28 protein-coding genes are annotated in these 26,698 nt (G+C 67.2%); 17 read left to right on the top strand and 11 right to left on the bottom strand.

Translation table 11 applies throughout. The features are described from left to right. Positions 1 to 89 precede the first annotated feature (89 nt). The 5 genes from KBY77_RS01180 (at position 90) to rfbC (ending at position 6,261) form a co-directional block, all read left to right on the top strand. Positions 90 to 2,654, top strand: coding sequence for a tetratricopeptide repeat protein (locus KBY77_RS01180; RefSeq protein ID WP_255101786.1), 2,565 nt, complete (start codon positions 90 to 92; stop codon positions 2,652 to 2,654). A gap of 26 nt (positions 2,655 to 2,680) precedes the next feature. Beyond that, positions 2,681 to 3,583 carry a glucose-1-phosphate thymidylyltransferase RfbA gene (gene rfbA, locus KBY77_RS01175; RefSeq protein ID WP_255101785.1) on the top strand — a complete coding sequence of 301 codons (903 nt, stop codon included), beginning with the start codon at positions 2,681 to 2,683 and terminating at the stop codon, positions 3,581 to 3,583. Positions 3,584 to 3,587: 4 nt separating this feature from the next. Next, complete coding sequence (gene rfbD / locus KBY77_RS01170; RefSeq protein ID WP_255101784.1) at positions 3,588 to 4,520, top strand: dTDP-4-dehydrorhamnose reductase; 933 nt, start codon at positions 3,588 to 3,590, stop codon at positions 4,518 to 4,520. A gap of 105 nt (positions 4,521 to 4,625) precedes the next feature. Further along, positions 4,626 to 5,699, top strand: coding sequence for a dTDP-glucose 4,6-dehydratase (gene rfbB, locus KBY77_RS01165; protein ID WP_255101783.1), 1,074 nt, complete (start codon positions 4,626 to 4,628; stop codon positions 5,697 to 5,699). A gap of 1 nt (position 5,700) precedes the next feature. Then, positions 5,701 to 6,261: a dTDP-4-dehydrorhamnose 3,5-epimerase gene (gene rfbC, locus KBY77_RS01160; protein WP_255101782.1), complete on the top strand. Its 561-nt coding sequence runs from the start codon at positions 5,701 to 5,703 to the stop codon at positions 6,259 to 6,261. Between the two features lie 106 nt (positions 6,262 to 6,367). Here rfbC and KBY77_RS01155 read toward each other — a convergent pair whose 3' ends face one another. Next, positions 6,368 to 7,273, bottom strand: a complete 906-nt coding sequence (locus KBY77_RS01155; RefSeq protein WP_255101781.1) for a Hint domain-containing protein — start codon at positions 7,271 to 7,273, stop codon at positions 6,368 to 6,370. Between the two features lie 545 nt (positions 7,274 to 7,818). On the opposite strand from KBY77_RS01155, the gene KBY77_RS01150 reads away from it, so the two are divergent. Then, complete coding sequence (locus KBY77_RS01150; protein ID WP_255101780.1) at positions 7,819 to 7,956, top strand: type II toxin-antitoxin system Phd/YefM family antitoxin; 138 nt, start codon at positions 7,819 to 7,821, stop codon at positions 7,954 to 7,956. Between the two features lie 143 nt (positions 7,957 to 8,099). Here the strand turns inward: KBY77_RS01150 and KBY77_RS01145 are convergent, their stop codons facing one another. Next, positions 8,100 to 8,366 (bottom strand): hypothetical protein, encoded by a 267-nt coding sequence (locus tag KBY77_RS01145; protein ID WP_255101779.1) that lies wholly within the window; start codon positions 8,364 to 8,366, stop codon positions 8,100 to 8,102. 43 nt (positions 8,367 to 8,409) lie between these two features. On the opposite strand from KBY77_RS01145, the gene KBY77_RS01140 reads away from it, so the two are divergent. Beyond that, positions 8,410 to 9,621 carry a hypothetical protein gene (locus KBY77_RS01140; protein ID WP_255101778.1) on the top strand — a complete coding sequence of 404 codons (1,212 nt, stop codon included), beginning with the start codon at positions 8,410 to 8,412 and terminating at the stop codon, positions 9,619 to 9,621. Here KBY77_RS01140 and KBY77_RS01135 read toward each other — a convergent pair. The 3 genes from KBY77_RS01135 to xth all read right to left on the bottom strand — a co-directional run bounded on the left by KBY77_RS01135 (position 9,545) and on the right by xth (position 12,733). Then, positions 9,545 to 10,462 (bottom strand): tetratricopeptide repeat protein, encoded by a 918-nt coding sequence (locus KBY77_RS01135; RefSeq protein ID WP_399211957.1) that lies wholly within the window; start codon positions 10,460 to 10,462, stop codon positions 9,545 to 9,547. The two genes, KBY77_RS01140 and KBY77_RS01135, sit on opposite strands and share 77 nt — an antisense overlap. A gap of 46 nt (positions 10,463 to 10,508) precedes the next feature. Further along, complete coding sequence (locus KBY77_RS01130) at positions 10,509 to 11,624, bottom strand: hypothetical protein (protein ID WP_255101777.1); 1,116 nt, start codon at positions 11,622 to 11,624, stop codon at positions 10,509 to 10,511. A 272-nt stretch (positions 11,625 to 11,896) separates the two neighbouring features. Next, the gene (xth, locus tag KBY77_RS01125; RefSeq protein WP_255101776.1) at positions 11,897 to 12,733 is read right to left on the bottom strand and encodes an exodeoxyribonuclease III; all 837 of its coding nucleotides are present in this window, start codon (positions 12,731 to 12,733) and stop codon (positions 11,897 to 11,899) included. 70 nt (positions 12,734 to 12,803) lie between these two features. Between xth and KBY77_RS01120 the strand changes: the two genes are divergently transcribed. Next, positions 12,804 to 13,091 (top strand): hypothetical protein, encoded by a 288-nt coding sequence (locus tag KBY77_RS01120; protein ID WP_255101775.1) that lies wholly within the window; start codon positions 12,804 to 12,806, stop codon positions 13,089 to 13,091. On the opposite strand, the gene KBY77_RS01115 is transcribed toward KBY77_RS01120, so the two are convergent. Further along, positions 13,060 to 13,965, bottom strand: a complete 906-nt coding sequence (locus KBY77_RS01115) for a lipopolysaccharide assembly protein LapB (RefSeq protein ID WP_255101774.1) — start codon at positions 13,963 to 13,965, stop codon at positions 13,060 to 13,062. The two genes, KBY77_RS01120 and KBY77_RS01115, sit on opposite strands and share 32 nt — an antisense overlap. An 83-nt stretch (positions 13,966 to 14,048) precedes the next feature. Between KBY77_RS01115 and KBY77_RS01110 the strand changes: the two genes are divergently transcribed. The 7 genes from KBY77_RS01110 (at position 14,049) to KBY77_RS01080 (ending at position 20,263) form a co-directional block, all read left to right on the top strand. Next, on the top strand, positions 14,049 to 14,744 hold the full coding sequence (locus KBY77_RS01110) for a hypothetical protein (RefSeq protein WP_255101773.1): 696 nt from the start codon (positions 14,049 to 14,051) through the stop codon (positions 14,742 to 14,744). A gap of 1 nt (position 14,745) precedes the next feature. After that, the gene (locus KBY77_RS01105) at positions 14,746 to 15,411 is read left to right on the top strand and encodes a hypothetical protein (protein ID WP_255101772.1); all 666 of its coding nucleotides are present in this window, start codon (positions 14,746 to 14,748) and stop codon (positions 15,409 to 15,411) included. Positions 15,412 to 15,416: 5 nt separating this feature from the next. Then, entirely contained in the window at positions 15,417 to 16,643 is a 1,227-nt protein-coding gene (gene larC / locus KBY77_RS01100; protein WP_255101771.1) for a nickel pincer cofactor biosynthesis protein LarC, read from the top strand. Further along, on the top strand, positions 16,643 to 17,713 hold the full coding sequence (locus KBY77_RS01095) for a lysylphosphatidylglycerol synthase domain-containing protein (protein ID WP_255101770.1): 1,071 nt from the start codon (positions 16,643 to 16,645) through the stop codon (positions 17,711 to 17,713). The genes larC and KBY77_RS01095 overlap by 1 nt, the downstream gene beginning before the upstream one ends. A 163-nt stretch (positions 17,714 to 17,876) precedes the next feature. Further along, complete coding sequence (locus KBY77_RS01090; RefSeq protein WP_255102049.1) at positions 17,877 to 18,305, top strand: Fur family transcriptional regulator; 429 nt, start codon at positions 17,877 to 17,879, stop codon at positions 18,303 to 18,305. Positions 18,306 to 18,629: 324 nt separating this feature from the next. Further along, on the top strand, positions 18,630 to 19,226 hold the full coding sequence (locus KBY77_RS01085; protein ID WP_255101769.1) for a helix-turn-helix domain-containing protein: 597 nt from the start codon (positions 18,630 to 18,632) through the stop codon (positions 19,224 to 19,226). A 98-nt stretch (positions 19,227 to 19,324) separates the two neighbouring features. Further along, a complete protein-coding gene (locus KBY77_RS01080) occupies positions 19,325 to 20,263 on the top strand; it encodes an esterase-like activity of phytase family protein (RefSeq protein ID WP_255101768.1) in 939 nt (312 codons plus the stop codon). Here KBY77_RS01080 and KBY77_RS01075 read toward each other — a convergent pair. Together KBY77_RS01075 and KBY77_RS01070 are read right to left on the bottom strand one after the other, a co-directional pair. Continuing rightward, the gene (locus KBY77_RS01075; protein WP_255101767.1) at positions 20,225 to 21,769 is read right to left on the bottom strand and encodes an iron ABC transporter permease; all 1,545 of its coding nucleotides are present in this window, start codon (positions 21,767 to 21,769) and stop codon (positions 20,225 to 20,227) included. The genes KBY77_RS01080 and KBY77_RS01075 overlap by 39 nt on opposite strands. Next, on the bottom strand, positions 21,766 to 22,845 hold the full coding sequence (locus KBY77_RS01070) for an extracellular solute-binding protein (protein WP_255101766.1): 1,080 nt from the start codon (positions 22,843 to 22,845) through the stop codon (positions 21,766 to 21,768). The genes KBY77_RS01075 and KBY77_RS01070 overlap by 4 nt, the downstream gene beginning before the upstream one ends. A 73-nt stretch (positions 22,846 to 22,918) precedes the next feature. On the opposite strand from KBY77_RS01070, the gene KBY77_RS16585 reads away from it, so the two are divergent. Continuing rightward, a complete protein-coding gene (locus KBY77_RS16585; RefSeq protein ID WP_255101765.1) occupies positions 22,919 to 24,703 on the top strand; it encodes a bifunctional aminoglycoside phosphotransferase/ATP-binding protein in 1,785 nt (594 codons plus the stop codon). On the opposite strand, the gene KBY77_RS01060 is transcribed toward KBY77_RS16585, so the two are convergent. Beyond that, the gene (locus tag KBY77_RS01060) at positions 24,585 to 25,037 is read right to left on the bottom strand and encodes a secondary thiamine-phosphate synthase enzyme YjbQ (protein ID WP_255101764.1); all 453 of its coding nucleotides are present in this window, start codon (positions 25,035 to 25,037) and stop codon (positions 24,585 to 24,587) included. The genes KBY77_RS16585 and KBY77_RS01060 overlap by 119 nt on opposite strands. A gap of 143 nt (positions 25,038 to 25,180) precedes the next feature. On the opposite strand from KBY77_RS01060, the gene KBY77_RS01055 reads away from it, so the two are divergent. Continuing rightward, on the top strand, positions 25,181 to 25,453 hold the full coding sequence (locus KBY77_RS01055) for a hypothetical protein (RefSeq protein ID WP_255101763.1): 273 nt from the start codon (positions 25,181 to 25,183) through the stop codon (positions 25,451 to 25,453). 11 nt (positions 25,454 to 25,464) lie between these two features. Here KBY77_RS01055 and KBY77_RS01050 read toward each other — a convergent pair whose 3' ends face one another. Both KBY77_RS01050 and KBY77_RS01045 read right to left on the bottom strand, forming a co-directional pair. Further along, a complete protein-coding gene (locus KBY77_RS01050; protein WP_255101762.1) occupies positions 25,465 to 26,178 on the bottom strand; it encodes a response regulator transcription factor in 714 nt (237 codons plus the stop codon). 14 nt (positions 26,179 to 26,192) lie between these two features. Then, positions 26,193 to 26,666, bottom strand: a complete 474-nt coding sequence (locus tag KBY77_RS01045) for a DUF2721 domain-containing protein (RefSeq protein ID WP_255101761.1) — start codon at positions 26,664 to 26,666, stop codon at positions 26,193 to 26,195. Between the last annotated feature and the right edge of the window lie 32 nt (positions 26,667 to 26,698).

Below are 26,698 nucleotides of genomic sequence, written 5' to 3'. Positions count from 1 at the left end.
TCCACCAGGCTCTCGAAGAGGCGTACGAAGCTGAACGGCTCGGCAACTGGGAGCTTGCCCTCGATGCACTGCAACGAGCCCACCAGGGGATGCCCCAGGCCGACACTCTCGTGGCCGCACTAGCCCGGCTGCACCGCCGGCATGGCCAGGGCGATCATGCCGATGCCCTGATCGCCGCGTTGCTGGATCAGAACCCCGCCTCATCTCCCGCTCTGCTGGCTCTGGCGGAGGCCAAGCTCCAGCGGGATGATCTCCAGCAGGCACGCCAGACCTACCAACAGCTGCTGGAGCTGGATCCCGGCCACTTAGGTGCTCGTTGCGCAGTGGAGCTCCTCAAGACCCGGAGCCAAGCGTGGCACCAGGCGGCACCGATGGCGGCGCCACCCGCGGAGACCTTGCCCGACCAGATTCAGGCGGCAGAAGTCGCCTACGCCAATGGCAGGTTTTCAGCTGCCCTCAACCTGTTCCAACAGGCTCTGATCCTTGCCCCAGAGGACGCCAACTTGCTCGCCGCTACTGCCCGCTGCCATCGCCAGCTGGGAGACCATGCCAAAGCGGAGCGGATCCTGCAGGCCGTCCTCGAGCGCCAGCCCGACCAGTTCGCTGCCGTGCTTGGCATGGGCGAACTCCGGCTCAGCCAGGGAAACCAGGCCGCCGCCATTCCCTGGTACCGGCGGGCCATCGAACGCCAGCCAGGGAACCACGCTCTGCTTCGCACCCTCAGCCAGTGCCTCGTGGCGGCGCAGGAGACCCAGGAGGCAGAGCAAGTGCTGGCGGACGCCCTCCAGCTCGAACCCCACGACCCCGAGCTGCTCTCCGCCCGGATCGACCTCTGCCAGGCCCTCGGTGAGCTTGAGCAGGCCCTGGTGGTTTCCAGCTCCCTGCTCAGACTGCCTGCCGGCACCTCCTGGCACCGACTCCGCCATGTCGGCCTGTTGCGCCAGTTGGGGCGACTGGCTGAAGCCCTCTCAACCCTTGATGCCTTTGATCCCGGAGAGGACACCGTGCTGGTTGCTCATGGTCTCCAGGCCAGAGGTGTTGTGGAGCGTGAGCTGGGTCATCTGCCCGAAAGTCTCAAACTGCTGAAGGCCGCCGTTGAGAAGGACCCCATCTCTCCAGACCATGCTGTTGCCTTGGCCAGCCTGTTTGCAGAGATCGGTGCTTTTGAGGAAGGTCTTGACATGTTGCAGGAGGCTGAACGCCGTATCGGTGAGGTGCAGGGCCTCGTCGCGCAACCATGGCTTCAGTTCTCGAAGGTCACCCTCTATCGCGGCGCCGGCGATTATGAAGCGGCTCTGGCCATCGCCGACGGACTCTCCCATGATCCTGTTGTTGGCTTCCATGCCCGCTTGCAGCGGGCCGCCCTGCTGATGAACACAGGGGATGGGAGAGCAGCTGAAGCGCTTGACTCTCTCCATCCGGTGAGCACAGAGCAGATTCGTCAGGCTTGTCTGAGCCGTAGTCATTGGCTCAAGACGCAGTACTTGTATGACGAGGCGCTCCTCCCTTTGGAAACACTTCTCGACAAGGAGCCACTGGATCTTCAGGCTGCTGAGTGGGCTTGCTTACTTTATACTCTACTGATGAGATTTGAGGAAGCTCAGGCTCTTTTTTACAAGATTCGCGCCACTAAGCAAGCCAGCGGGAATCCTCGTTTGGTCGAGACGGCCTTCCACGGCTTGCATCGCTGCCTGATGGAGCACTTTCATACGAACCGGTTTGCCAGTTCTCGGATCAGAGACATCAGTAAGCAGCCTCCACAATCGCGGCTCGCTCCTCTTCATTCGCTACTTCTGGAGGAGCCGGATTGCTCGGCCGCTGCAATCTCTTTGTTAGTTGCAGCTCGCCTATCCGGCCAGCTCCGTCGCTGGAGAGGGCCGGCTGAAGTCTCTGAAAAGTTCTTCGAACGATCTGATGATCGGCAAATTCCACGCTTGATTCTTCAGTTCTGGAATTCCAGTGAAGTTCCCGATGGTGTGCGTACACTCATGCAGAGCTGGCGCCTTGCCAACCCATCCTATCAGCATCTAGTTTTTGATGCCAGTACGGCTCGTGAATTCATCGCTGAACATTCATCGGACTTGGTTAAGGAGGCTTATTCCTGCTTGAATTCGCCGGTGTTGCAGTCGGATCTGTTCCGTCTTAGTTATCTTTATGCGTTCGGCGGTATTTATGCAGACGCTGATGATCGTTGTAGGCACAGTCTTGCGCCTCTGGTTGAAGATCGGGTGAGCCTGGTTCTCTATCAGGAGGAGATTGGCTCAATCGGCAACAATTTCATCGCTGCGGCACCACGTCATCCCCTGATTGAGATGGCACTTGAAATGGCTGCTTGGAACATCCTCGATCTCCAGGGCAGCAATCCCTGGTTCATCACTGGGCCCGGTGTCCTGAGTCTCTGCTTTTGCCGCCTCTATGGCGATACGCTCTCAAATCCCGATTTACCTGCGCCTACAGATGTGCGAATCCTGACCCAGCATGAGCTCAGCAGAAGAGTGAGCATGCACCTTCAGACACCCGTCAAGGTCAACGAAGGCAGCTGGGTGGCTCCCAGAGGTTCCAGAGGACAGTCGAAGCGTCTGATCCAGGAAAAGATGGCTCAGCGCGGGGCATTGAAGATTCGCAGCACAGCCTCACCTTCACTTTCGTGGTAAAAGGTCGTCGCTCCTTCACAAGCTGCATGTTTTCCGTCTCTGCCTCCAGCACAAGGCGCAAGGGCATCATCCTGGCTGGTGGCTCAGGCACCAGGCTGCACCCGATCACTCAGGCCGTGAGCAAGCAGCTCCTGCCGGTGTACGACAAACCGATGATCTACTACCCACTCAGCACGCTGATGCTGGCGGGCCTCGATGAGATTCTGATCATTTCCACCCCCCGCGATCTGCCACAGTTCCGCGCCCTGCTTGGGGATGGCAGTGCCTGGGGGATTTCCCTCTCCTATGCCGAGCAGCCCAGCCCGGACGGGCTCGCCCAGGCCTTCCTGATCGGCGCCGAGTTTCTTGCCGGCCATTCAGCGGCTCTGATCCTCGGTGACAACCTCTTCTACGGCGGCGATCTCTCCCGCAACCTCCAGGCCGCCAGTGCCCAGCCCTCCGGGGCCTCCGTCTTCGCTTACCGCGTTGCCGACCCTCAGCGCTATGGCGTGGTGGGTTTCGATGGCGATCAGCGGGTGGTTTCCCTGGAGGAGAAGCCCCTCCAGCCTGCCTCCAACTACGCCGTCACCGGCCTCTATTTCTATGACCCAGATGTGGTGGAGCTGGCCCGCCTGGTGAGGCCCTCGGCCCGAGGTGAGCTGGAGATCACCACCCTCAACCAGCTCTACCTCGATCGCGGCGACCTGCGAGTGGAGCTGCTCGGCCGTGGCATGGCCTGGCTCGACACGGGCACCTGTGATTCCCTCCACGAGGCCGGCAGCTACATCCGCACCCTCGAGCACCGGCAGGGGCTCAAAATTGGCTGCCCAGAGGAGGTGGCCTGGCGCCAGGGCTGGATCAGTGCCGATGAGCTCGCGGCTCTGGCAGCACCCTTGCGCAAGTCGGGCTATGGCGCTTACCTCGAAGCCCTTCTCCAGGAGGGGCTCTGACGCCATGTCCAGCCCCTCCCCCGTGCTTGTGATCGGCCGCTCCGGCCAGGTGGCCTCTGCCCTGCGGCGATTGGCCCCTTCCCTGCTGCCCAAGCATCCGTTGCTGCTGGCCGCCCGGCCTGAGCTGGATCTGGCTGCCCCCGCCCCTGAGCTGGCCGCCAACGTTGAGCAACTCCTCGAGCAACACCAGCCCGCTCTGGTTCTGAATGCCGCCGCCTACACCGCTGTCGACAAGGCCGAGAGCGAACCCGAGCTGGCGGCAGCCATCAACGGCACCGCCGTGGGCGTGCTGGCCCGCGCCTGCGCCGCCCGCTCCCTGCCCCTGTTTCACCTCTCCACCGACTACGTCTTCGCCGGTGACGGCGAGCGCCCCTGGCGGGAGGACGATCCCACCGGCCCTCTCGGCGTGTATGGCGCCAGCAAGCTGGCCGGCGAGGAGGCCCTGCGAGCCGCCGGTGGCCCCCATCTGCTGCTGCGGGTGAGCTGGGTGTTCGGTGAGGAGGGCGCCAATTTCGTGCGCACGATGCTGCGTCTGGGCGCCGAGCGTCCGGCCCTGTCCGTGGTGGCCGATCAGATCGGCGGCCCCACCAGCGCCGAGGCCATCGCCATCACCTGGCTCAGCCTGGCCGAAGCGGCCATCGCCAACCGCTCACCCCTGGATCCCGAGCAACCCTTCCCCTGGGGCACCTATCACTACGCCGGCGAACCGGCCGTGAGCTGGTGCGGCTTTGCCGAGGCGATCTTTGCTGAGGCGATGGCGCTGGGTTTGCTGGCACGTACTCCGGACCTCACCCCGATCCCCACCAGCGCCTACCCCACCCCAGCACAGCGCCCTGCCAATTCCCGCATGGATACCAGCCGATTCAGTGCCGCCTTTGACATCCCTCCGCCCGATTGGCGCGAGGATCTCCGCAACTGCCTACGCGCATGGGCCTGATCCGAGCCCCGTTTTAACTGACGACATGGATCTGGTGTTGCGCCCGCAATTGCAGAGCGTGGACGTGAATCCCGAAAGCCCCAACATTCCCCTCTCACTCGCCAAATGACCCGTCATCTGCTGATCACCGGCGGCGCCGGCTTCATCGCCGGAAACCTCACCCACCACTGGGCCGCTGCTCATCCAGGTGACCGGATCGTGGTGCTCGATGCCCTCACCTATGCCGGCAACCGGGCCACGATCCAGCCGCTGATCGATTCGGGCCGCATCCGTTTCGTGCACGGCGACATCGGCGATCGCCCGCTGGTGGACGCTTTGTTGGCGGAGCACGCCATCACCCATGTGGCCCATCTGGCGGCCGAATCCCACGTGGACCGCTCGATTACGGGGCCCGGTGCCTTCCTGGCCACCAACGTCAACGGCACCTTCACGCTGCTGGAGGCCTTCCGCGACCACTGGCTCGCGGCTGGATCACCAACGGACTGGCGTTTTCTGCACGTGAGCACCGATGAGGTGTTCGGCAGCCTCGAGCCCAGCGATCCCCCCTTCTGCGAAACCACCCCCTACAGCCCCCGTTCCCCCTACGCCGCCAGCAAGGCCGCCAGCGATCACCTCGCCCGCGCCTGGCAGCACACCTACGGCCTGCCGGTGCTGGTGAGCAACTGCTCCAACAACTACGGCCCCTATCACTTCCCGGAAAAGCTGATCCCGCTCACCCTGATCAACATCCTGCTGGGCCGGCCCATCCCGGTCTACGGAGATGGCTCCAACGTGCGCGACTGGCTGTATGTGGAGGACCACTGCCGCGCCCTCGACCGCATCCTGCTGGCCGGCGAACCCGGTCGCACCTACTGCATCGGCGGTTGCAACGAAGTGGCCAACCTCGATCTGGTGGGCATGCTCTGCGGCCTGATGGATGAACTCGCACCCGAGCTGCCGGTTCGGCCCAGCCGCGAACTGATCCGCTTCGTGACCGATCGCCCCGGCCACGACCGCCGCTATGCCATCGATGCCACCCGGATCAGCGAGGAGCTCGGCTGGCAGCCCCAGGTGACGGTGCACGAGGGGCTCAGGCGCACCGTGCAGTGGTATCTCTCTCATCGCGAGTGGTGGCAACCGCTGCTGTCCGCGGAATACGCCAGCTATCTCGACTCCCAGTACGCCGCCCGCCTCGCCTGAGATGCAGATCATTCCCCAGTCGATCCCCGAGGTTCTGCTCTTTCAACCGAAGGTGTTCGGCGATGAGCGCGGCTTCTTCGTGGAAACCGCCCGCCAGACCGTGCTCGACGAGGCCGGCATTCCGCCGCTGGTGCAGCACAACCAGTCGCGCTCCCGCTGCGGTGTCCTGCGAGGCCTGCACTACCAGCTGGTGCAGACCCAGGGCAAGCTCGTGCGCTGCTCCCGCGGCGCGGTGTTCGATGTGGCGGTGGATGTGCGCCGCGGGTCAGCCACATTCGGCCAGTGGGTGGGCGCCATCCTCGACGACGTTAGCCATCACCAACTCTGGGTACCGCCAGGCTTCGCCCATGGCTTCCTGGTGCTCAGCGAGGTGGCCGATTTCTGCTACCTCTGCTCCGACTATTACCACCCGCCATCCGAGCAGGGGATTGCTTGGGATGATCCCGGTGTGGGAATCGAGTGGCCTGATCTTCCCGATGGGGTGGAGCCGCAGCTCTCGGTGAAGGATCTTGATAACCCCACAATCGCCGATCAGTCTGTGGAGCGGCTACCGCAATTTTAAGCGGTCAGGCCTTTAGCAGCACAAGGCCAAAGAAAAAGCCCCGAATCTTTCGACACCGGGGCTTTGCTGTAATTCAAGATGAATCCCTGTTCAGGTGAGATCTAGATCAGACGGCAGCCAGTTTTAGCTCCTCGCTGAGGACTAACTTCTGCTTCAGGGCAGCGGGCAGCTGGCGGGTATAGCGCACGCGGGGCAGATCCATTTCTTGGATCGGCTGATTTTCACCATAGAGCTTGAGATAATCTTCGTAGTTTTCCCAGCTGTTGCGGGGAAGGTTGTCAACATACGACTCAACGGGCTGGCCTTCTGCGTGGATGATGCTGTGCTCGTCCATCTCTACGTTGTAGTAGGAGATCGGCTCACCCGCGGTCCAGTCGTCAACCGTGGTGCGCACGATGGTGCTGCCGTTGATCAGCGCCGAAGCGTGAACCAGATGGCCGTCGATCAGGATCGCGTGGTTGCCGGTGACGAAGAGATCACGGCGGGGAAGACCCTCGCCAAGGGCACCAGCGCGGATGCACACCGGGAGGGAATCCACTGATTCGAGCAGCCCGAGAGAGTAGCGGTTGCGGGAGACAAACTTCACCGGACGCTCACCCGAAGCGGTGATCACCAGATCGCCAGGCTGAAGAGTCTCAACCGGCTGGGGGCCTGCCGGGGTGTCAATCAGTGTGCCAGCTAGGAAGCAGAGGATGACTGGATCTGGTGAAGTCTGGCCGGATGGAATATTGAAGTTAGCGGCATAAGTGGTATTTGTGGCCAGAAATGCGGGAGTGCCATTGGGTGTCTCAGATAGGATAAATCCACCTGCATAGCTACTAACAAAATAATATGTAGTAGCACCGATTGTAACCGCCTCACCAGGCGATAATGTCCCACCGTCTGGATCGGTTGCGATAACTTGACCAGAGCTAGGATTGTTGGATATTTTTAGGGAATTGCCATTGCCTGTAAGGCTATAGAATTGGAAAAATACTTGTGTTGTCACAGTGATTTTGCTGGATGCCTTCATTATGTTAAGACCTTTAAGCGCTTGCTGCAAGGCCTCATCTGTATAGAGGTATACAGTTTTGGGTATTCTGTGGGCAAATGCAGACCCTTAAAGCGTTAGATTATAATTTAATATCTGGCCGTTATGGCTGCTAAGCCCGCAGCTCCAAGAGAGATTAATGATAGAATCCATCTTACAAGTGGGTAAGTCGCAAGAGAATATGGGCAGACAACTTGGAATTGATGCGGCAAAGGGACCCTGATGCTCACTGGGTCAAAAGAAACGGCATCGGTCGTTATGGATGGAAGACCATGAACAGCATTAATGCCGAACAATGGTTCCATCCGCAGGTACACATTACATCAGCCATCATTCATGCCAGCTAGATGAGTTGGCCTGCCCGAAGATGCCTGTGCTGAGCTGGTGCCAGACCCGATCCTCACTCTAAGATTTCTAACATGTCTGTACAGCCTTGATCGTGCCTATCGAAACCACATACAGTGCCGCCAGAAAACAGCTCAAAAGCCTGATGGATCAGGTGGTTCAGGATCGGGATGTGGTGCTGGATGCGTCGCCGCAAGGGTGGTGACCTGGCACTGGTCGCCGCCGACGAGTTGGAAGGGTTGCTCGAAACGGCCCATCTGCTCCGTTCACCACGCAATGCCGAGCGACTGCTGAGCGCCCTTGAGCGAGCCCGAACCTAAAACTTGCCCACCATGCCGCTCCCTGAGCTGGCGGCGCCGACCGGCGAACAGCCGGATTTAATCGTTGCGCTATCTGGTGAAGGCCGACTGGGTCGAGTTTCTTCAGGGCCGCTACCACTACTGACACTCCTCTACGGCTCGGCTTAGCTGTCATCGGATCCGGGCTCCCGCCGGCTTCTCCCCACACTCCAACCCACCACGAACCCCACCAGCCCGCCGGCCATGGCCCCCTGCAGCTGGAACATCTGCCGGCGGAATTTCCAGGGCAGGGCTCCCAGCTGAAGCCCCACCACCAGAGCAACGCTCAGGCCCAGCACCAGGCCGCCGCCTCCGAGGAGGCCCAGCATCCCCCCGCCGGAGCGGATGGGCTTGGGTGGCGGTTTCACGGTTGCCAGCGGCTGATCGCCCACACATTTCCACATATTCGTTCATTCTGGTGGCAGGGAGCTTGCCGTGCCTGCCTTCAGCGTCTGTGTGCCGATTACGCCGTCCCTGGCCCACGATCATGGCCAGGCCTCGCAGGTGGCTCAGCGATGGCTCTCCACCAGCGGCGATCTGCTGCTGTTCGGTGAATGGGGCCTGCCTGATGGCCCGGGCGACCAGCTGGTTCCTGATCTGCGCACCACCGCCGACGACCAGCCCCGCCTTGACGACCTCCTCCGCCTCGCCAGCGCCCGCTGCCCGTCGAGCCCGCTGCTGCTGATCCATCCCGGCGCCGAGCCCGACGACGGCTGGTTCGAGGTGGTGGCGGAGCTGGCGGCTCGGGACACGCCGGCGCTGGTCTGGGGCCGCTCCTGGCGGCGCGCCGGCCCCGATGACCAGGAACGCCTCGATCCGTCCTCCCGGCCAGCCTGGGTGTTGCTACCCCATGGCGCCTGGGCGCCACCGCCTCACCTGGCCCCCGAACTGGCGGCCGACCCGGCTCTGGCCTGGCCCTGGCTGCTTGATCTGGCCCGGCAGCAGGGCTGGGACGCGCTGGATTGCAGTGATGTTGCTCCGCTCCGCTGCACAGGCGGGACCAGCCGGGCGGCTGACGACAGCCTGGGCACGTGGTCAGCAGGGACAGTGCCCGAGGGGGCATCGATCCAGCGGCTGGTTCCGGGCCCGGCGGGAACCGTGCGCCTCAGCCTGCTGCTGGAGGGTTCCCCAGCCGAACGGGACCGCTGGCGGGACACCCTGCTCCCCGGCGGCTCAGTGCCGTGGGAGATCGCGGCCTCCAGCGGCGAGGCACTTGGCGACCTGCTCTGGCTGATCGACTTCAGCCTCTGGCCGGACCCTCCACCCCTGGCGCTGCTGGCCCTGGTGATCCGCTCCTTTCGCCATTGCTGGGTCGATGGTGTGCTGATCGATGGCGCCAGCCCCGTGCTGCGTCGTTCTCTGGTGGAGCACCTGGGCCTCGCGGCCTTCGAACCAGGCCGGGCTCAGCGCCATGGAGCCCAGTTGCTGAAGCTGCCCTTGCCGGCCTGGACCAGGGAAAATGGAGACTCCCTCTCCAGCCCTGCCGTGACCCAGCCCGATCCCCTCTGGCAGGCCACCGAGCAGCAGTTGGCCCGCGCCGAAGCGCTCCTGCTCTCCCAGCAGCGGCGGATCAGGGAGCTGGAGGCTCAGCTGGCGGCTCGCCCTCAGGAGCCGCTGCCTCCTCCAGGCGATCCAGCAGCCGGCTGAACTGATCCAGCCGCTCCGCAGCCTCCTGGCGCCAGCCCAGCTGATCGTCCAGCTCCAGCTCGGAGCTTGGCTGCCTTGGCTGCAGACTGGCTGGATCGAGGCTCTGCAGCAGCTCCAGCCGCTGCGGAGCGATGGTGTCATTGGGACAAAGCTCCAGCAGGGAGCTGAATGCCCGCCGGGCCCCGGCCCAGTCTTCGCGGGCCAGGGCCTCCTCCCCGCGCTCGCTCAGGGCCTGGGCACGGATCTCCGACAGCTCCATCGCCAGCGGCAGCCGCTCCGGAGCCAGCAGCACCGCCAGGCCCATCGCCTCGATCGCTTTCTGAAGGCGGCCCAGCTTTCTCAGCCGCCGGGCCAGCTCCAGTTGCAGCTCCAGTCGTGCCTCGGGGTCCAGATCGTCTCCTTCCAGAGCCGTGCCCAGCACCGCCAGGGCCTGGTCGTCCTGGCCGATGCCCTCGAGACCCCGGGCCAGCGCGAGCAGATGATGGGGCCTGGCCTGGCCCCGGGACCAGAGCGCCCGCAGCAGCGGTTCCGCCTCCACCCAGCGCTCCTGCCGCAACAGGGCCTCCAGCAGCAGCGCCTCCAGCTGCAGGCGTTCCTCGTCGCTGCCGATCTGCGCGAACGAGAGCCGCTGCCGCAGCTGCCGCACCGCCGCGTCGAGCCGGCCGTGCTCCAGCCGCATCGCGGCCAGTTCCAGTTCGAGGCTCACCAGATGCGGGCGGGCCTGCAGGATGTCCTCATAGGCCGCCTCTGCCGTGTCGATGTCGCCTTGCTGCCGCGACCCACGCGCTGCCATCAGCAGGCGGGCCACGCCCAGCACCCCCTTGGCGGGCATCAGGTTCACGGGCTCACCTCCACTTCATCACCTCCACTGCAGCAGCTCCACTGACTCAGCTCCATTGGCTCAACCAGCGGCGGCGCCACTGGCCGCTGCCCCGCTGCAGCGGCCGGCCCCGGTACAGGTACCAGAGCCGGTTGAGCTGAAAGCTGCGCCGGTTGGCGGCCGCCAGCGCCGGATCACTGGTGATCGTGGCGCTCTGGGTGGGATTGAGCGGCGCCATGGCCTGCTGGATGCCCTTTACCACAATCCATTCCAGCTCGGCGCAGGCCTGCAGGCGGTCCTGGAAGTCAAGATCTTCGCAATAGGCCGGATGGAACCCCTCGTCGAACAGCCCCACCCGGTCCCAGGCCAGGGCGGTTATCAGGAAGGCGGAAAAACTGGCCGGTGCCGGCAGCAGGGGCATGAACTGGGCCCGCTCCGCATCGATCCGGCCCAGGGCCGCTGCCAGCACCCCGGGCGCGAACACCACATCGTTGTTGACGATCAGGGCCACGGCCGCTTCCGGAAAGCTCAGCAGGATCTGGTTCCAGGCCGCCGCCACACCGCCGTTGCCGAAGGCCCGCGCCACCCGCACCCGGCCGATGCCGGCATGGCCCTCACGCTCGAGCGCGTCAAGCCGCTGGCGCAGTGCCCGGGCGTCGGCGTCCGAGCGGCCGCCGCTGTTATCCACGATCGCCAGCGTCCCCACCGGCACATCGAGACTGGCCAGCAGGGCTTCGAGCAGATCCACCCGGTTCAGCACCGGCACCCCCAGCAGGGGCAGCACTCCCTCGGCGGGCAGGGGCGGGGCGAACCGCTCCATGCCCTGCCAGAACACCGTCAGCAGCCCCTGGTCGCTGCTGCGCTCCACCAGGTCCGCCAGGCAGCGCAGCAGCTCGGGCTGCACCAGCCGATCAGGCGCACCCCGCCGGGGCATCTCCCGCATCCAGGCCAGCAGCCAGCTCACCACGGCCTCGCGGGCTCCCGCCAGATCCCCCAGGCTCAGCAGCAGATCGATCGCCTCGGCCCGCTGCGCAGGCGCTGAGCCGCCGCCGGCCGCCGTGATCGCCTTCAGCCGCTCGCCGTAGCGCTGGCCCAGCTCCTGCCACGAGGCCACCGACGCGGCCAGGGCGCGGAGCTCGGCCGGCTCGGCCCCCTCCATCGCCTCCAGCTCGTTCGGCTCCATAGGCCAGGGAGGCTCAATGCGCACAAGGCTAACGAGATGAACCCCTTAGGCTTGTCACCACCATGTTTGAGCTGCATGCCGCCGCGGCTCAAGGCCACCTTGATCGTTACCGCCTTCGTCGTGGCAGGGCTGATGAGTTGGGCGGGCTGGAGCATCGGTCAGGCCTTGCTCCGTTTTGACCAGAGCCGGGGTTGGGTCCAGGGTGAGGGCTGGACTCGCCGGCCCCAGCGCACACCCTGATTCATTGCCTCGATTCCGACGACTCCAGCTATCTAGCCAGCCCAGTCGTCCTCGTCCCCTTCCGCGTCCGGGTCCGGCGGCCACTGCAGGGTCACCACCACCGGCGCATGGTCGCTGGGTTTCTCATTGGCCCGCACCGCCTTGTGGATCACGCAGCCGGTGGCCCGCTCCCGCAGTTCCTGACAGAGATAGATGTGGTCGATGCGCCAGCCGCTGTCGCGGTCCCAGGCGCCGCTGCGGTAGTCCCACCAGCTCCACTGGCCCGATCCTGGCTCGAAGACCCGGAACACATCCTCCAGCCGCCCATCGAGAGCCAGGCTCAGGGCCTGCCGCTCGGCCTCGCTGGCCATGATCCCGCCACTGAGCCGCTTGGGGTCGTGGATGTCGCGGTCTTCGAGGGCGATGTTGAAGTCGCCCACCATGCAGAGGGGGTCGCCGTCGTTGTCCTGGGCGTCGAGGTAGCGGCGCAGGCAGGCCAGCCACTCCAGTTTGTAGCTGTACTTGTCGGAACTCAGCGATGAGCCATTGGGCACGTAGAGGTTGAGCACCCGCACCCCTTCGATGCGGGCGCTGATCACCCGCTTCTGCTCCGCCAGCGCCAGGGCCGCCTCATCGGCCAGCAGGGCGTCGAAGCCGACGCGCACATCCTCGAGCGGCAGCCGGCTGAGGATCGCCACGCCGTTGTAGGCCTTCTGGCCGCTGATCACGCCGCTGTAGCCCAGGGCCGCGAAGGCCTCCATCGGGAAGGCCCCGTCTTCCACCTTCGTTTCCTGCAGGCAGAGCACCTCCGGGCTTTCCCGCTCCAGCCAGGCCACCACCTGCTCCAGCCGGCTGCGCACGGAATTGACGTTCCAGGTGGCGATCTGCATGCCGCAACTTTCAGCCACCGCTGGTGGCCCTTAGCATCAAGTCACCATCCTGTCCCGTCGCACGCCTGCCATGGCCCGTCCCCTGGCCCTTGCGGCCCTTGCCCTGCTGGCTGCTCCCCTGTTCGTCCCGCCGGCTCAGGCCCAGTCGTCGTCCACCAGCTTCGGGCAGTCGGTGCAGGAGCAGCAGATCTACGACAACAGCCCCACCGGCCGCCCCAGCAGCGGCATCCTCGAATCCGGGAATCCGCTCGAGCTGATGAACAAGCTGCGGCGCAACAGTGCCCTCGACAACGCCACCCAGCCCGGTGACGCCATCGATGAGGCCATCAGGGCCCTTGAGGCGCAGGCAGCTCCTTAGGTTCAGGCGGCTGCTCAGTTGCAGGCTGCTGCTCAGACGGAGACGACTGGTCAGACGGAGTTGACTTCGGCCCCTTGATGCGCCGCAGCGGCTCCAGTCCCCACGCAGCCGCCACGTCATCGAGGCGCAGATCGGGCTTATTCGGATTCAGGCGCCGGGCTCGATCGAGTAATTCCAGGGCCTGGGCGGTCTGCCCCTGCTGCTGCCGCAGCAGGGCCTGGCCCAGCACCGGCCGCGGGTCGAGCGGGTGGGCCGCCGCGAGCTTGCGGTAGAGGTCATCGGCGGCCTTGGTCTGCCCCCGCCGCTGCTGCAGGTCGGCCAGCAGCAGCCCCAGCCCCAATGCCTGCTCACTGGCTTTCTCGCGGCTGGCTTTCTGGTAGGCCTTGGTGAGCAGGGCCTCGGCTTCCGCTCCCCGGCCCTGCTCCAGCTGCAGCAACGCCATCAGCTGCAACGCTTCGATCTGGTCGGGTTTGAAGTTGAGCAGCTGGCGCAGCTCCCGCTCGGCGCCGCTGGGATCCTTCTGGTCGCGGCGCAGTTCCGCCAGCATCAGCCGCAGGCTCCAGCGCCCGGGCTGTTGATCGGCCATGCGCTCCAGCAGGGCCGTGGCCTCGGCCTTGTTGTCGAGGGCCAGCAGCAGCTGCAGCAGCCGTTGCTGCTGACCCTCGCTGGCCTGCCCCCGGCTAACCTCCGCCCGCAGGCTGATCGCCTGCTTCTCCAGCTCGATCCGGGAGCGGTCCACCGGCCGGCTGCCCAGGCTGCGCTGCCCCAACCACCACCCCGCCATCAGGGAAAGGGCCGTCAGGACCGCCGCACCCAGCACCAGCAACGCCCGTGGCCGGGAGCCCAGAGCGGCGGTGGAGGGGCGGGAAGGCATCGATCCTGAACCAGGCTCAGCAAGTCTGGCCCCTGGTGCCCTGGCTAGATTGCGGCCCGGGCCAATGGATGCCCTCACCGACGATGCGTCACCATCCCATTTCCCCGGTCACAGAACCCCTGCAGTACCGGGCCATCGGCGTGGTGCGTGGTCAGTACGTCCCCACCGACCCCGAGCAGCTCACCCGTGGGCTGATCCGCACCGAAGACGGCAGCGAGATCGATGCCGTCGTGCTGGGCCGTGTGCTCAGCCTGGTGCGCCGCCACCTCGACCTCGACCGCTCCCACCTCTGGGTGGTCTACCCGCGCTGCCGGGAAGCCGGCTCCCTCCACCTGCAGATGGTGGGCGTGTGGGAGCCCAGCACCCTCAGCGAGCCGGATTCCGATGCTGATGCAGATCTCGAGGCTGATGCCGATGCCTTGCCAGGCGTCGAAGCGGAGCCACCAGCCGATGCTCTACCCGAAGGCGACGACTACTTCTCGGTGCGGGGCGAGCTCATCTACACCCGCCCCGACTCCAACGAGCTGGTGGTGAAGGTGCGCCAGCGTCCCCGGCCCGATGGCAGCCGCCCCCAACCGTTCAAATTGCCCCTCAGTGGCCAGGTGCCCCTGGAGCATCTGCGTCACTTCGTCGCCCTCGACCTGCGCCGTCAGGGCCAGAACCTGCTGGTGGAGCGCTTTGAGGTGATCGGACCGGTGGCCCAGCGCGGCAGCCGCGGTGGCAAGGGACGCACGGAACGGGGCGGCCACCGCACGCCCGTGAGCCGTCCCGCCCACTGAGATGGAAGCCCGGCCCCAGCGCGGTGATGGCTCCTCCGAGGCCCTGCGCGTCGGTGCCGTGGTGGCGGGCGGCACCCTGCTGGCGGTGTTGGGCCCCGCCCTGGGTCTCTCTCCCTGGCTGGTGGCCCTGGCCGCAGGCGGCGGACTCACGGGGCTCACCGTCGATTCGGCCCGTTTCGGCGGCCGCGGCGGCCACCTGCTGGCTGAAACTCTCCCCGGTGGGCTCTCCCGCCTGCGGCGCATCGCCATCCACGAGGCCGGCCATGCCCTGGTGGCAGAGCAGGAAGGCTTGGCGGTTAAGCAGGTGCTGGTGGGCAGCCTGGCCTGCCTGCGGGCCGGCGTCGCTGCCAGCGGCAGCACTGAGTTCGAGCCCCCCCAGCACGCCAAGCTCCCCCCTGAAGACCTGCGCCGCTGGAGCCGGGTGCTGCAGGCCGGCATGCTCGCCGAGCGGCTTCTCTACGAGCGGGCCCGTGGTGGCGCCGACGACCGGGCCCTGCTCGGGCGCCTCTGGGGGCTCTCCGGCTTCGATGTCGACACCGCCCAGCGCGAGCAGCGGCGCGCCCGCCGCGAGGTGGAGCAGCTGCTGCGCCGCCGCCAGAGCGAGCTGGAGGCCCGCGCCGAGGCCCTGCTGCTGGCGGCCCCCCGCTTGCTGCGCGCCAGCGCCTGAGCTCCATGGTGCTGGCCTTTCTGGATTGCCCCACCGGCCTGGCCGGCGACATGCTCCTGGCGGCCCTGCTCGATCTGGGCCTGCCTGAGGCCGTGATCCACCAGCCCCTGGCGCTGCTCGGGCTGGAGGGCCGCTACCGCCTGCACCACCAGGACAGCCGCAGCGGCGGCCTGCGCGGGCGCCGGCTCACGGTCGAGACGCTCGAGCCGGATCCTCCCCACCGCTCCTGGGGCGGCCTGCGCCAGACCATCAGCACCAGTGCCCTCGAGCCCCGCCTGCGTGAGCGGGTGCTGGCGGTGTTCAGCCTGCTGGCGGATGCTGAGGGGGCGGTGCACGGCCACGCCCCCGAGCAGGTGCACTTCCATGAGGTGGGGGCGCTCGATGCCCTGGTGGATGTGGTGGGCGTCTGCGCCGGCCTGCTGCACTTTCAGGTGGAGCAGCTGATCTGCGCTCCCCCGCCCGCCGGCCATGGCAGCGTCAGCACGGCCCATGGCCGGCTGCCCCTGCCGGCCCCGGCGGTGCTGGAGCTGGCGCGGCGCGGCGCCATTCCCCTGGCGAGCGCCGAAGGGTTCCCGCCGGGGGAGCTCACCACTCCCACAGGCCTGGCCCTGATGGCCATCTGGGCTGAGCGTTTTGGCCAGGCACCCAGCCTGGTGCCGCAGCAGGTGGGGATCGGCCTGGGCCACCGGGTGCTGGATCGCCCCAACCTGCTCCGTCTCTGGCTTGGGGCCTCCGCCTCTGAAGCTGAGTCTCCCGGAGGTGCCCAGCTGGAAACGGTGCTGCAGCAGCAGGCCCAGATCGATGACGCCAGCCCTGAGGACCTGGCCTTCCTGGTGGAGGAGCTGCGCCTTGCCGGCGCCCTCGAGGTGTTCACCGCTGCCATCCAGATGAAGAAGGGCCGCCAGGGGGTGCTGCTCACCGTGCTGGCCAGGCCGGATCAGGCCGGTGAGCTGCGCCGGATCTGGTGGCGCCACGGCAGCAGCCTCGGGGTGCGCGAGCAGCTGCAGCAGCGCTGGGCCCTGCCTCGCGCCAGCCGTGCGCTCCGCACCCGCCTGGGGGTGGTGCAGGTCAAGCAGGCCGAGGTTCCCGGCGGCCCCAGTCGCTACAAGGCCGAACACGACGACCTGGCGGCCCTCGCCCGCCGCCATGGCCTCAGCCTCGCCCAGGTGCGCCAGGTGGTGGAAGAGGCCGCGGCCGGGGACAATGCCTGGGTTCAACCCCCCACCAGCTGATGAAGTCCCCCCAGCAGCTGTGGTCGGCGCTGATCGCCCGCTTGCCGCCCCTGCCGTCCCTGCCACCTCTGCCGGGTGGCGCACGCCTCTGGGTGACGCTGCTGAGCCTGGGCTTCCTGCTGGCGGCCCTCAAGGGCAACGGCGAGCAGCTGCTGGCCCAGCGCCTCGATCCCCAGGGCTGGCTCTGGCTGGTGATCGGGGTGGGGCTGAGCCTGCTCAGCCTGGTGATCAACGGACTGGCCTGGGCTGTATGCCTGCGCTGGTTCCGGCTCAGGCCCCGCTGGGGCCTGAGTGTGCGCGCCTACCTGAGCACCAACCTGCTGAAGTACCTGCCCGGCGGCATCTGGCACCTGGCGGCGCGGGTGCGCCTGCTCGGCCAGGACGGGCGCCTGCTCGCTGGCCCTCAATCTTCGGTGGCCACCCCCCTGGCCCTGGCGGCCACCCTGCTGGATCCGCTGCTGGCGGCCAGCGCGGCGCTGGCGCTCGCAGCGGCAGTGGGCTGGACGGCTGGCTGGCCCCTGCTGGGCCTGCTGCCCCTCCTGCTGCTGGTGCCGCGCTGGTTCCAGCCCCTGCTCCAGCGGCTCGAGCGCTCGCGCGAGCGCCAGCTGGCCCGGGCTGATCGGTCCGCTGAAGCGGAGCCGGCGGCTACAACCAGCTCTGAATCAGCCGGTTTCGTGCTGCCCGGCTACCCGTTGCTGCCGCTGCTGGCGCTGGCGCTGTTCGTGCTGGTGCGCTTCGGGGGGTTTGCGGCCTGCGTGCTGGCCTTCGATCAGCAGCTGTCCCTGCCCTGGGTCGGCTGGCTGCTGGGCTTCTCCCTGGCCTGGACAGCGGGCCTCGTGGTGCCCGGCGCCCCCGGCGGCCTCGGGGTGTTCGAGGCGGTGCTGCTGCTGCAGCTGGGCGGGCAGGTGGCGGAAGCTCCGCTGCTGGCCGTGGCGCTCAGCTACCGCCTGGTGGTCACGGCGGCTGATCTGCTGGCAGCTCTCACCGCCCGGCTGGATGGGGCCCTCGACCGGCCGCGCCGGCCAGGAAACCAGCCAGGAATCAAGCCAGGAATCCAGGCCGAAGCCTGAGGCGCCTCTCCGCTTCGCAATTGCTGTACCTGTTGAGAACAGCGGTTACAGTGTCGTTGACGTTCGGGGTGATCCAGTGCCATCCCGATTGCCGGAAGCTTCGACGGCGCGATCCAGCCCGGCAGCAGCAGCCCTTCCGGCCTCCACGGGCCCGGCCACTGAACTGCGCTCCAGCCTGCATGGGCGAGGCCAGCGGCTCACCCCCCAGCGCCAGAAGGTGCTTTCCCTGTTCGAGCGCATCGGCGAAGGCAGCCACCTCAGTGCCGAGGAAGTGCATCAACGCCTGCTGCGGGCCGAGGAGCGTGTCTCCCTGGCAACGGTGTACCGCACCCTGCGCCTGCTCAGCTCGATGGAGCTGCTGCGGGAACTGGAATTGCCGGAAGGGGGCCGCCGCTTCGAGCTTGCCAGCGACGCCCATCGCGATCACCACCACCTGGTCTGTGTGGGCTGCGGTCGCACCGAGGAATTCGAAAGTGCCGTGGTGCTGGCCGAGGGCCGCCAGGCCGCCGGCAGCCATGGCTTTCGTCTGATCGAGTGCGTGCTCAACGTGCGGGCCCTGTGTCCTCGTTGCGCGGCCGGCGAATCCGCCTGAACGGCGACTCCAGCCGCGGCGGGTTCACCAGCCCCAGCTGGTGGTCGGCCCATTGGGCGCTGAGGGCAGCGAGCAGGGTGGCGCGATCGCCGTGGAGCCTGAGCATGGCTGAGGTGCGAGAACGATCCCAAGGCTGGGCCCAGCTCGTTGGAGCACCGGGCCCAACGGTCACCGATGGGGGCGTGAAATGGCACAGGCCAATGACCCTTCGGCGACTGGTGGGATAAGGGGCCGGGCTTGCAACAAAGCTCGTTATTGAGAACCGATTGCAAAAGGGCAGGCTTGCTGTTTAGATTGCGAGTCATTCGCAATAGCGACGGTCCCGTGAGCTTCCGTTTCCTGCCCGATCAGCCCCTCTCCTGCGTGCGGATGCCGGCCGGCCAGACCGTGCTGCTCGATCCCGCTCTGCGCCCCGGCGGCACGTCGATCCAGGTGCTCGAAGGCATCGCCCGCGTCTACTGCCCCTGCGAGGAAACCGAGGGCATGACCCTGGCCTTCCTCCAGCCCGGTGATCAGCTGCGCACCGACCGCCTCTGCAGTGAAGGCGTCTGCGTGGAGGCCCTCACCCCCCTCTGCTTCCGCTCCGAAGCCGAAGCCAGCGACGGCACCGGCTTCGATCCGGTCAATGAATGGACCCTGCAATTGCTGCGCATTCGCCATCTCGGCTCCGCCGAGCAGCGCCTGCATGCCCTCTTCGGTCTGCTGGTGCGCCGCCTCGGCCGCCGTTGCGGTCCCTGGTGCGATCTGCCCTTCCGCCTTACCCACGAGCGCATCGGTGAGTTGATCGGCACCACTCGGGTCACCACCACCCGCCTGATCTCCAGGATCCGCCAGGCTGAGCTGCTGGAAGCCCCGGCTGGTGAACCCGGGCTGCGCCTGGCGCCCTCCCTGGTGGAATCCGCCCCCCTGGCCGCCGCCTGATTCCCCTTCCCACGCCACCGCCGCCACGGCCGCTGAGCCAGCCGCCTCCCCTGCTGCCTTGCCCGCTTTCGGCTGGCTGGGAGCTGGTTGCCCACGGCGTGCTTCCTGCCAAGGGCCGCGATGGCCGCAGCCTCGGAGGCTTCTCCGCCATCGCCAGCGATCCCCGCGATGGGCGCCTCTGGCTGCTGAGCGACCGTGAAGAACCCGAGCTGGTTCCGATCTGGGATCTGGAAGCTCTTGGCCGGCGGCCCCTGCGCCTGGGTGAGCGGCTGCCCCTGCGCAACGCCACAGGCGAACCCTTCCCGGCCCCCCTCGATGCTGAGGGCCTGGTGCTGGATGGAAACGACCTCTGGATCGTGACCGAGGAGCGCCGCAGCGCCGATCGCCCCGCCCAGCTGCTGCGCTTCGATTTCCGCAGCGGCCACCTGCTCCAGGCCCTGCCTCTGCCTGTGCCCTGGAGAGCCGCCCCCGGCCAGGGCCTGGCTGCCAACCAAGGGCCCGAATCGCTCACCAGTCTGCCGGGCTCTCCCCTCACCCTGCTGCTGGCGGCCGAGCGCCCCTTGCTGCAGGATCCCCCCGATCAGCTGCGTCTGCTGGAGCACGGACCAGGGGGCTTCCGGCCCGTGGGTTCCCTGCGGCTGCTGTTACCCGCCCCCCACTGGGGGCTCACCGAGTTGCTCGCTCCCACGAGCGGTGGGCTGCTGGGTCTGGTGCGGGGCTTCGAGCCGCCCGCCAGCTGGTGGGCCCAGCTGCTGCAGTTGTCCCCGCCGGGGCCGGAGGGGTCGCTGCAGGAGCCGCTGGCGCGCTGGGACCTGCTGGCCGCCGGTCTCCCCCCCGACAACTGGGAGGGACTGGCCCTGGGGGCTCCCCTTCCAGATGGTCGTCCCACCCTGCTTCTGGTGAGCGACGACAACTTCAATCCGCTGCAGGCCAACCGCCTGGCCCGCCTCGCCCCGCGCCGGCAGGCCGGCTGCAGCAGCAGCAACAGCAACAGCGTTTCAGTCGCGGCTCTCGAGGGTGGGAATCAGGGCAAGTGAGGCCACCAGTCCCAGGGCCATGATCACCAGGGCCGGCGCCATCGCCGCCCCCACCCGCTCATCACTGGCGTACTGGAACACGCGCACGGCCAGGGTGTCGAAGTCGAACGGTCGCAGGGAGAGCGTCAGCGGCAGCTCCTTCACCACATCCACGAACACCATCAGCGCCCCCACCATCATCGGCCCGCGCAGCAGCGGCAGGTGCACCCGCCTTAGCACCTGGGTCCAGCTGCAGCCCAGGCTGGTGGCCGATTCATCGATGCTGGGGGGAATGCGCTCCAGGCCGGCGTCGAGGCCCTGCTTCGACACGGCCATGAAGCGCACCCCGTAGCCCCAGATCAGCAGCAGCAGCGGGCTGAGTGCCCACGGCCCCCCGATCAGCATCAGCCCCAGGGCCATGACGCTGCCTGGAACGGCGTAGCCCATCCCCGCCAGAAAACTGAGCTGGCGCACCATCAGCTGGGGGCTCCAGCGCCGGATGATCGCCAGCAGCAAGGCCGCCACCGCCGTCAGCAGGGTGGCCACCAGGGCCAGACCGAGGCTGCGCCCCGCCAGGGTGAGCTGCTCAGCGAGCGGCTCCAGCAGCAGATTGCGCCAGCCCTCCGCCACCCACACCAGGGGAATGGCCAGCGCCAGCAGGGGCGGCAGCGCTACGACCAGCTGGGCCAGCAGGGCGCGCCAGCCGCTGAGCACATAGGCCTGGGCCTCCGCGTTGGCATGGCCCAGATTCCAGCGGCGGCTGCGCTGGCGCAGGGAGCGCTCGGCGGCCACCAGCAGCACCACGATCGCCAGCGCGATCAGCGACAGCAGCGCCGCCCCGCGGGGATCGCCCTCCACCTGCCAGCGATCGAGGATGCCTGCCGAGAGGCTGGGCACCCCGAGCAGCCGCACCGCGCCCAGCTCATTCACCACCTCCATCGCGCTCAGGGCCACCCCGGCGCCGATCGCCGGCAGGGCGATCGGCAGGGCCACGCGGCGGAACGCCTGCCAGGGGCCCACCCCCAGGCTGCGGCTGGCCTCCAGCAGCTGGCCACCGGTGATCGAGAAACTCTCGGTGCTCAGCAGGAACACATAGGTGTAGTTGGCCAGGCTGAGCAGCAACACAGCCCAGCCCATGCCGTGGATACGCAGGCCATGCATGCTGCCCCAGTCGATCAGGCTGGCGGCCAGCAGATAGGCCGGAAAGGCCAGAGGCAGCAGCTGGGCGATCCGCAGCCAGCGCCGGCCGGGGAAGCGGCAGGCGGCCGTGAGCCAGCCGATGGCGGTGCCCAGCACCGCCCCGCAGACCCCTTCCCCCAGCACCAGCACCAGGGTGCCGCGGATCTGCTCGGCCCCATCGAACCCCAGGCCCAGCCCCCCCGCCATGGCCGGCTGGAAGGCGGCGTCGCGCAGCAGGGCCGCCAGCGGCAGCAGGGCGAAAACGCCGATCACCACCACCACGGCGGTGAGCACCGGCCGGCTGGAGGGGGTGACGCGCGGAAGCGGCCTGGGGGCGAGCAGGGTCACTTCCAGCCTGTTTCCACCATCAGCGCACTGGCCTCACTGTTACCCCGGGCCAGCTGGTCGGCACTCACCGGCGATGGCTCGAAACGGCCGAAGCTGTTGAGGATCGAGTTATCCCCGAATCCCTGCAGGGGGTATTCGTTGTTGGCGGCCGCGTAGCCCTTGCCGGAGCTGGGGGAGGCAAGAAATTCAATCAGCTTGGTGGCGGCCTCCTTGTGGCGGGCATGGCGGGTCACACCGGCCGCCGTGATGTTCACGTGGGTGGGCCTGGGGAACACCACCTTGATCGTCTGCGCCAGGGCCCGGTCCTCCGGCTTTGCCTCATCCGAGAGCATCCTCGCCAGGTAGTACTGATTGGCGACCGTCACGCCGCATTCACCCCGGCCGAGTGCCCGCAGCATCGGCGTGTCGCTGGTGAAGAAGGGTGGTTTCACGTTGGCCACCAGGCCCTGCAGCCAGGTTCTGGTGGCGGCCTCACCCTTCTGCTGGAGGATGTCGGCCACCAGCGACTGGTTGTAGACACTGGCGCGGTTGCGCAGGCAGAGCTGGCCCCTCAGCTCCGGCCTGGTCAGATCGGCGTAGGTTCCCAGGCTGGCCGGGTCCACCAGGGCCGGATTCACCATGATCGGGCGGGCCCGGCGGGTGAGGGCGAACCAGTTGCCGGCGGGATCGCGCAGGTTGGCGGGCACGTCGCGGTTGAGGGCCTCGGAGCGGACCGGCTGGAACAGCTCCTCCTGGCGGGCCCTCTGAATGCGGGCGGCATCCACCAGCACCAGCACATCGGCGGGGCTGCCCGACCCTTCATTCTTGAGGCGCACGATCAGTTCATCGTCCTTCCCCTCCAGCAGGTTCACCCTGATGCCGGTCTGGGCCGTGAACTGCTTGTAGAGCTCCTTGTCGGTGTTGTAATGACGCCCCGAATAGACATTGACCTCCTGGCCAGATGTCGAGGCGCTGCCCTCGCCGCCGGCCTGTTCAGATTTCCGGGCGTTGCTGCAGCCGGTCAGCAATGCCAGCCCCAGAGCCCCGCCAAGGGCGAGTGCCCGGAACCGGAGCCAGCGGGGGCGATGCTGGGTCACGGGCGAAGAGATGTCGTCCAGGCAACGTACGGAGCCACGCGGGCGGACCTGCGTTCAATTGCTTCCACCTGATGTGACATCCGCTACACCCGATCTTTCAGCAGGCTCAGAGCCCGGCTCATCAACGCCGCCGGAGCTGGCCGCCCTGATCCGTGCTCTCTCCCGTCCAGGGGCCTACCCCGACGAGGCCTGGGGGGAGGAGCCAGCCGATCAACGCCGCGTGGAGCTGATCCAGACCCACATCAGCGCGGTCTTTCTCACCAGCCGCCGCGCCTTCAAGCTCAAGAAGCCCCTGCGCTTCTGGGGTCTGCTCGACTACGGCAGCGCCGAGCGGCGTTTGCACTGGTGCCGCGAGGAGGTGCGCCTCAACAGCCGCCTGGCGCCTGATCTCTATCTCGGTGTGGCTGCCGTGCTCCAGCTCACCAGCGGTGAGGTGCGTCTTTCTCCTCTCGGCGAGGAGCTGGAGGGGGGCGAGCACGTGGTGGTGATGCACCGCTTCGCCGCCGGCGCCACCCTCGCGGCTCACCTCGCGGCCGATCGCGTCAGCGACCTGCAGCTCCAGCAACTTGGGCAGTTCATCGCCCGTTTTCACGATCAATACCCCCTGGCAGCGGAGCTGGCCTTCGGCGCCGAGATGCGTTTTGCGGCGGTGCTGCGCAACAACGTGCGCGCCACCCGCCGCTCGGTGCCGGAGCTGTTTCCCCCAGGGGTGCATGGGCTGCTGGTGAGCGGCCTGGCCCTGGCCCTGCGCCGCTGCAGGTTGCGCCTGCGCCAGCGGCTGGCGGCGGGGCAGGCGGTGGATGGCCACGGTGATCTGCGCCTGGAGCACGTGTTGCTGGAGCCGCAGCTGGCGGTGGTGGATGGGGTGGAGTTCAACGCCGATCTGCGCCAGGTGGATCGGGCCTCGGATCTGGCCTTTCTGGTGATGGACCTGCAGGCGGCCGGCCATGGCGACCGCATCGAGGCCCTCCTGGCCGGCTATGGGCAGGCGATCGAGCCGGCTGTGCTCAGGCTTTTCTGCTCCTACCGCGCCCATGTCAGAGCGAAGGTGGAAGCGGCCACCAGCGGCGAGCAGGAGATCCCCGCCCAGCAGCGCCAGGCCGCCAGGGCGATGGCGCGCTGCTACCTGAGCCTGGCCCTGGCCTACGTCGGCAGTGGCCTGGGGCCGCCGGCCCTGATCCTGCTCCATGGGCTGTCCGGCAGCGGCAAGAGCCACCTGGGCGCCCGCCTCGCCCCCTGGCTGCTGGCCGACCACCAGCGCAGCGACCTGATCCGCAAGCGCCTGTACGGCCTGACTCCCCTGCAGCGCCCCAGCGGCGAGCAGCGCCACGTGATCTACAGCCCCGAGGCTCACCAGCGCACGGAAGAAGCCCTGCTCGCTGCCGCCGAGGCCAGCCTGCAGCAGGGTCGATGGGTGCTGCTCGATGCCACCCATCTGAGGGTCGGCAGCCGGCAGCGAGCCACCCAGCTGGCCCGGCGCCTGGGGGCGGTGCCCCTGCTGATGGAGGTGCGGGCCGATCAGGCCCTGCTGCAAAGGCGGCTGGAGCGGCGAGAGCGCCTGGATGACGACCCCAGTGACGCCGACCTGGCGGTGCTGCTGGACCAGCAGCGCACGGCCGAACCGCTCAGCTCCGCCGAGCAGCTGCGCAGCCTGGTGGTGCACTCCCACGATGACCTCGACGCGTCGACGGTGCTGATGGAGCTATGGGAGTGCTGGGAGCGAGCTGCTGGTGCTGATCTCAACTGCCGATCCAGTGGGCGCACAACTGGCGCCGGTGCGGGCGGCGACGGTGCTCCCACAGGTAAATCGCCTGCCAGGTCCCGATCAGCAACCGGCCCCGCTCGAAGGACAGGCTGAGGCTGGTGGCGGTCAGGGCGGTGCGGATGTGGGCCGGCATGTCATCGGCCCCTTCGTCGTCGTGGACCCAGGCGCGCAGGGGGCCTGCCCCGCTGATGGGACGCACGCCCTCCTCGGGCACCAGTGCCCTCAGATAGGCGGCCAGATCGAGCAGCACCCGCGGATCGGCGTTCTCGTTGATGGTAAGGCTGCAGCTTGTGTGAAGCACGCTCAGGTGCAACACCCCCAGCTGCAGGCCGGTGGCCGCCAGGCAGGTCCCGAGCCGGGCCGTGAGGTCATGGAAGCCCTCCCCAGCGGTGGTGAGCTCAAGCCGGTCGAGGTGCTGACGCAGCATCAGGGTTGAAGGGGGCAAAAGAGTTCAGCGGGTTGCAGGGCTGTTGCATCTGAGTCGCGTCTTGTTGCAGAGACAGCCGCTCGCCGGACCCCTCAGAACGCCCATCAAACCTAGGCTCGTACTGAGTTTCCAGCCCCGCACCGATGCCCCCTGCCCCGCCTCCCTCACGCCGGCTTCATGGGTTGCTGCTGCTGAGCCTCGCCATCCCGCTGACGATCGCGTCCATGGAGGTCCCGGCCCAGGCCCAGAAGGTGGTGCCCAAGCTCAGGGAGATGTGTCCACTCGGCTATGTGGATCTGTTCAACGGCAAGTGCAGCACCCTCGGGGTCACCACCTATTCGGTGGCGCCCAGCAACGGCGAGGCCTGCCCCTCCGGCTGGATGAACGTGGGCGGTGGCTACTGCCGGCGCAAGTGAGCCGTTTCCGATCAGGGCAGCTCATGCAGGTGCCAGCTCACCAGCCCCTGACGGACCGCCATCACCGCCGCCTGGGTGCGTCCCGCGGCCCCCAGCTTCTGAAACGCTGATTTCAGATGACTGCGCACCGTTTCCACCGAGAGGTGCAACCGGGATGCGATCTGGGGATTCTGATATCCCCGCACCACCAGCTCGAGTACTTCCTGTTCCCGCTCACTCAGGCCCGGCCCCGCCGGAGCATGGCTGCTGCGACAGGCCTGGGTGAGCAGATCCCTCAGCTGGGGGTCCATGTAGAAGCCGCCGCCGAGCACGGCCCTGGTGGCCGCCACCAGATGGCCGAATCCCACGCCCCGATCGGCACAGATGCCGTCGCAGTGGACTTCCATCGCGGCGCGCACCAGCGGCGGGGATTCCTCTTCCAGCAAGAGCAGGCAGGGCAGCTTCGGGTGCAGAGCCTTGGCACGGCGAACCAGCTCAAGGCCACTGCCGGGCCGCAAAGGATGGGTCACGAACAGCAAGTGCGGCTGCCGCTCGCTCATCAGCTCCATCGCCTCAGACTCACTGGTGGCGGAGCCGAACCACTGGCAGCGATCGGCGATCACCCCGGTGAGCAGAGAGATCACCAGCCGGCGGCCGCTGACCACCATCAGGCTCCTGCTCTCCAGCATGGCCATCACCTCCCGGCGCGACTGCGCCTGTCGCTCAATGAATCCGCCCGAGTCCATTCTTCCCCTTGCTTTCAGTAGTAACGGCGGGGGTTCTGACCGATGGCCAGCTGCACTTCCAGCAGAAACAGCACCAGCCCCACGATCAGCGCGGCCATCGCCAGCACGAACACCGGCACCACGATGGCCGCCAGGTCGAGTGCGGCCACGGCACTGATGAACATGACCGCCACCACCCCTGACACCAGCAGGGCGGTGACGGTGGTGCAGAGGATGGCGCGGTTGATCAGGAAGGTGCGGCGGCGCTGCACCTCAAGGGCTTCCCGCAGGCGCCTGGCCTGAGCCAGATCACTGCGCTCCATCGCCTCCTGGATGAAGCGGGTGCGGTCGATGATCCGCGCCAGCCTCGTGGTGAACATCCCCAGCAGGCCGGTGATGCTGGTGAGCAGGAACACCGGCGCCACCGAGAGCTGGATCGCCTTGGAAAGGCCCACCACGGCCGATTCATCGCTGAGGCTGCGGTTGCTCAGGATTTCGGCCAGCAGCATGGAGCCCGCCACTCAGGCCTGGATCAACGGCC

The organism is Synechococcus sp. Cruz-7E5, from assembly GCF_024345995.1.
GTDB lineage: Bacteria > Cyanobacteriota > Cyanobacteriia > PCC-6307 > Cyanobiaceae > Regnicoccus_A.
This window is presented reverse-complemented; position numbering and strand designations above follow the sequence as displayed.